General features: G+C 33.4%; 5 protein-coding genes. 1 reads left to right on the top strand and 4 read right to left on the bottom strand.

Features of this window, described 5'->3' with window-relative positions:
- Positions 1–634: 634 nt before the first annotated feature.
- From AC3DU7_RS24665 to AC3DU7_RS24655, 3 genes are all read right to left on the bottom strand, one after another.
- On the bottom strand, positions 635–1,075 hold the full coding sequence (locus AC3DU7_RS24665) for a hypothetical protein (RefSeq protein WP_488041937.1): 441 nt from the start codon (positions 1,073–1,075) through the stop codon (positions 635–637).
- Positions 1,076–1,221: 146 nt separating this feature from the next.
- Entirely contained in the window at positions 1,222–1,515 is a 294-nt protein-coding gene (locus tag AC3DU7_RS24660; protein ID WP_488041936.1) for a hypothetical protein, read from the bottom strand.
- 316 nt (positions 1,516–1,831) lie between these two features.
- Positions 1,832–2,965 carry a PP2C family protein-serine/threonine phosphatase gene (locus AC3DU7_RS24655; protein ID WP_488041938.1) on the bottom strand — a complete coding sequence of 378 codons (1,134 nt, stop codon included), beginning with the start codon at positions 2,963–2,965 and terminating at the stop codon, positions 1,832–1,834.
- 352 nt (positions 2,966–3,317) lie between these two features.
- On the opposite strand from AC3DU7_RS24655, the gene AC3DU7_RS24650 reads away from it, so the two are divergent.
- Positions 3,318–3,812 carry an ATP-binding protein gene (locus AC3DU7_RS24650; protein WP_488041935.1) on the top strand — a complete coding sequence of 165 codons (495 nt, stop codon included), beginning with the start codon at positions 3,318–3,320 and terminating at the stop codon, positions 3,810–3,812.
- A 113-nt stretch (positions 3,813–3,925) separates the two neighbouring features.
- On the opposite strand, the gene AC3DU7_RS24645 is transcribed toward AC3DU7_RS24650, so the two are convergent.
- Positions 3,926–4,696 carry a DUF1350 family protein gene (locus tag AC3DU7_RS24645; protein ID WP_488041934.1) on the bottom strand — a complete coding sequence of 257 codons (771 nt, stop codon included), beginning with the start codon at positions 4,694–4,696 and terminating at the stop codon, positions 3,926–3,928.
- Positions 4,697–5,110: the final 414 nt, after the last annotated feature.

Here is a 5,110-nt window from a genome sequence, read left to right as displayed (position 1 = left end):
CTGCCTTCTGCCTTCCTTCCTCCAAAGTGTAAGTATTCAACCGAACATGATATAAGAAGTCAAAAGTAAGAAGAAAGTTATAATGGTCAATAGGAGTCAACGATTCAACAAGTATCTTAATCTTTAACTGAAAATTTGACTCCCAATTAAGGTAGATGAAGATAATTTATATATATAAATACTTAATATAAATACTTAAGCAAGCTACAGATTTTATACTAATTTTCATGTTATAAATTGAAGTGCGGAATTTAGGCTTCAACATTACCAAATCTTTATAAATTTTTTCCCTCTTGACTTCATGTACGAGCAATTAGCATTTGCAGAGCATTCCGGAACAGAAATTGCCCCTAATGACTACTAGTGCAGGATGGCGGAAATAGGTGACCAGTTACAAAATCCTAAAACAATTACAAATCGATACTTTTGACTTTTAACTTCCTCGTAGCGACACTAGTTCAAAAGATTTTATACCGATGCTACCGAATTTAATCTAATTTGTTAGCCATAAAAATCACAAATAATGGCTCTCCTTAGAGATTAATGTAGATTATAGATATAGAATATATGAAATAGTTACTCCAGTATATTACTTTTAATTTTTGCTTCAATCGCAAATAAACAATACTTAGTTTTACTGTTCTTGATAAGTAATTTCTTCTCTCTTCACTACCAGACCATTAATTGCTAGACTAAAAGAACCATCATTCACTCTGAAAGTTTTATTACCATCAATTGCAGCATATCCTTGATTAAATTCTACAGGTAACTCTAAAACTTGAGTCGGATTAGATTTTCTACCTGCAATTAACATTAATTGACCGTTTGGTTGACGACAAATATTGGCAAAATAGTTCTTGGATTCAAAATAATTTACTTCAAACCAGTTAGTGCCACGTTGAAGACAAATACGCCGATTATTCCGGGGTAATTCAGCTAATAATATAGTTCTTTGCTCTGTTTCTAGATTATTTTTATCTGCTAGAACTTTTGCTGAAAATGTACATAGAAATAATGTCGTCATTGTCAAAAGCCCTAACTTTAAAAGTTGTTGATTAGTCCTAACAAAATTCACAGCCTAGTCCTCCGATAAATAAATGAATTGGGTTACATGATACAACATAAAAGCCAAATTTAATAATTAAATTTCTATAATTCAATCAAAAGCATCTCTAGCAAGGAAGGCGAATTAAACTTTCTTGAAATAAAAATCAATATATACTATCTCTGTTGACATACTTTTTCAGAAAATTCATTACAAACATAGGTTACTTGTTCTTCACTGATAGTCTTACCATTTTCTACAATACTTAAAGTAGCACCTGTTACAATATAGCTAGTGTTTCCGTCTTCAGCAACATATCCAGTTCCCTCTTCAGCTATTGCAGGAATCTTAATAGTATTTTCAGGATTAGCTTTTTGACCACCAATATAGATTAATTGACCATTTGGCTTTCGACAGATATTGGCAAAAAAATTAGCTGTTTCTACATAAAAAGATGTAACTAAAGGCATATTTTGCTGAGGACATATTTGGAAATTATTTCGTGATGACTGAGTTAATAATATAGAATTCTCATTTATTTTCTCAGGTTTAATTAAAGCTAAAACTTGAACTGAAGAGCTGTAAGTGAATAAGAAAAAAGTACTCACTACCTGATGCTTAAGAGGTTAGCGATCGCTTAATTTTTTAGAGATACCAAATGGGTTCTATAATAGCAATCGCAACTGATATAAGCCGTTGAACATTTAAACGATATAACTTATTTGTAAAAAGGAACCATTCACAAGGAACATAAAATCTAAATGTATCCTAGCTTATATCAGTAAGCTAACCAAAAACCACTTTTAGTAAAGAAAAATCATCACTAAAAGCATGACCACAATTCAAATCTCGCACATAGTTTAAGATCTTATCTAGATGAAAATAACCGTATTGATGGTACTCTAAAATTAGATTGATAAAGTTATCTATACCCCAGATTTCTCCTCCAGGTTGAGGAATTTCATAAACACCATCACTAAAGATATACAGAGAGCTCAACTTCTCAACAACACAAGAATTATCAACATAAGTCACATCTGGAAACATACCAATAGGCATTCCTGGAGTTTTCAACTTATTCACTTGACTAGACTGACCATTACCTAAGACTAACACAGCCGGAGGATGACCTGCACTTGCATATACCAGTTGATTTTCAGAGCGATTATACACCCCATACCATATTGTAAAGTATTTATCATTTTGATATGTCATCTGGTAAGTATTATTTAAAGCCCTAAGTACATCACTAGGTTGATGGTAATCTATATTCGGTATTGCCTTCGATCTTAATAAGTTCAAAACTGAAACAGAAGGAAGTGCCGCCCGTAAACCATGGCCAGCTACATCCAGTAAATACACAGCCAAGTAATTGTCGTCCAGCCAATAATAATCAAAGCAATCTCCTCCTAATTTGTGAGAAGGAATAAACTGTGATTCAACTTTTACTGGTTCAATTAAGGGCTCTGGCAGAAGAGAACGCACATAATCAGCAGCTTCAGCTAATTCTGTTTCTAGTAGTCGCTTTTGGGTTTGTAAGTCTTGATATAGCTGATGTAGCCGCAATCCTGCTCTGACTCTGGCGGTCAATTCACTCATTTCTATTGGTTTAGAAATAAAGTCATCAGCACCTGCGTCCAGACCTTTAACTCGATCTTGAATCGTTACTAGAGAAGTTAATAAAATGAAAAAAGTAGTAGATAGCTCAGAATTTGCTTTAACTCGGCTGCATACCTCTATTCCTGTGAGTAGTGGCATGATCCAGTCACAGATAATCAAATCAGGTTTTAAATTTTGTGCCTGTTGAAAACCATCTTCACCATTACTTGCTACTGTCACTTCATAACCCTGTTTCTGGAGAACTCTTTTGAGCAATTCCTGAATGGCAATATCATCATCAATAACCAAAATTTTATACATCATGCACTCAGTTAAACAATTCACTGTTTCAGCTAAAGCCAACATAAAAGTGAGTAGACCAACAGGAGTTTTTATCTCAACTCGCTTAGTTTCAAAGAAGCAGGAGGAAGGGATATAAGTAAAGTGCTAATATTTTTTTCTTTTCTTACTTCCTTCATTTTGCAGATATTGGATTTAATTCTCCCACACCTTTTAAAAATTAGTGGTCTTCAATTTTATATTGGGATCGAATCCCTTTTTTCATCAACTTTCTTTCTTTTTTTAAATTATTTACATAAATTTTATACACATACTTTACAATATAGCTTAGGATATACCTAAAATTATTATGTAATAAATTAAGAAAGTAAGTGTGGATAAAGTAAAAGAATCTGATAAATTACCTACGAAACGTAGTGCTTTTTTACAAGTTAGTTCAGACCTTAGAGAAAACGACAAAGTTTTGTCATGGTTTGAGAAATTGTATCAAGCACCTATTCCGAAAACAGTTTGGCTACAGTGTGAGCTGGCTTTGGCTGAAGGTTTTACTAATGCAGCCCGTCATGCCCATCAAGATTTACCTAGAGAAACATTTATAGACATTGAAGTTACAATGTTCAGCGACCACATAGAAATTAAAATTTGGGATTTTGGTCTGCCTTTTGACTTAGCAGAATGGTTAAAAGCGCAACCAGCTCAAACAGATATATTTGCTCCTGGTGGACGGGGTATAAAACTTATGTATGCTATAGCAGACCATATTAGTTATACCCGGAGGACATCTGAAAATGGGAATTGTTTGTTAATCAGTAAAAGTTATTGGCCATACCCCAAAGAAAAAAATGAAACTTCTGATAGTGACAGCTAAATCTAAAATTCACAACTGTCAAGCTATTCCAGGATGGCGGAAATAACTGCTTACAAAATCCTAAAACAATTACAAATCAAAAATGATTGACTTTTGAGTTCCGCGTAGCGGCACTATGATATTTGTGCCAATGGGTTCAGCCAAAGCAAAATTTCACGTTTAAGTTGATTGAGGTCTCGATAAATTTCTTGTTTTAGCCATTGACCAATCGCATCTACAGGAGTATATACTTTTCCTACAGGCCAACTTATATCTTGACCCAAAGGTGTTAAATGGTTTCCGTTTAATCTTTTAACTGTCACCATATCGGGAAAACGTAATCTCAATAGATCGCTCAAACGAAGAGTTTGATCTATATCATCGTCGTTAAATTTAATCAATAAGTTGCGCCGAATTTGATAACGTTTTTGAACTAGACGATTTGTGATCTTAGGAGATGGAGTAAATTCTACTTTCATCACAGGAGATATCTGCTCTACCAAGGGTATTGCATCACGAGCTGCAGAATTATTAAAGGAGATTAAAATATTTCCAGCTCTTTCTAGAGAAAATAAGCTACCTATTAGTAAATGTAACTTACATCCCATGCTATGCCCAATACCGTATATAGGTAGACTTTTTTTTCGCAGTATTCTTTGAGCATAAATAAGATTGAGACAGTTATCAAAACTGCTGAGAACATTTTTAGCCATTGCTAAATGATCTAAAGTATTTACAAAAGGAGTGGCTATCACTGCATATCCTTGATTTGCTAACATTTCTAATAACCACCGATAAGTTACATTAGGTGCAGTTGCAACAAACGCTCCTCCCAAAAAATGTATGACTGCTTTGGGGCGAGAAGGTATTAGTACCCAATTACCAGAATTTTCTTGCCATTCCATAATTCAAAACTATAAAAGTTTTTCTCTTGACAATTACAATATTTAGTGATAATAAAGTTGAATAATTATTTTGTGCTTAAAAAGAAAAAATTAAAACACAAAAATCTAAAGCAGTATTATTTTTTTATAAAATTGTAATAGCCATTAATAAAATTTTAAGGGAAATTGGTAGAATTTGACAGATTTAATTAATTAATTTGTATATTTATTTTTGATTTTAATTTTCCAACTATCTCAAATAATTGATTTCTGGGAAATTCCTAGTGCAAAAAGGCAGAAGGCAGAAGGGAAGAAAGGTTATTTTACAAGCTTTTGAACCTTTTTTAACTGGTTAGTTATTTCCGCTATCCTGCACTAAGTAGGGTCTGCTGAAAAAGTCTTTTTTAAGGAGTAGGGGAGCGGGGGAGTAGGGAG

This window comes from Okeania sp., assembly GCF_983059655.1.
This window is presented reverse-complemented; position numbering and strand designations above follow the sequence as displayed.

What these genes read in the sequence shown, in the direction of transcription:
- AC3DU7_RS24660 (WP_488041936.1), bottom strand. Translation starts at nt 1,515, where the DNA reads ATGCCTTTAGTTACATCTTTTTATGTAGAAACAGCTAATTTTTTTGCC.
- AC3DU7_RS24655 (WP_488041938.1), bottom strand. Translation starts at nt 2,965, where the DNA reads ATGTATAAAATTTTGGTTATTGATGATGATATTGCCATTCAGGAATTG.
- AC3DU7_RS24645 (WP_488041934.1), bottom strand. Translation starts at nt 4,696, where the DNA reads ATGGAATGGCAAGAAAATTCTGGTAATTGGGTACTAATACCTTCTCGC.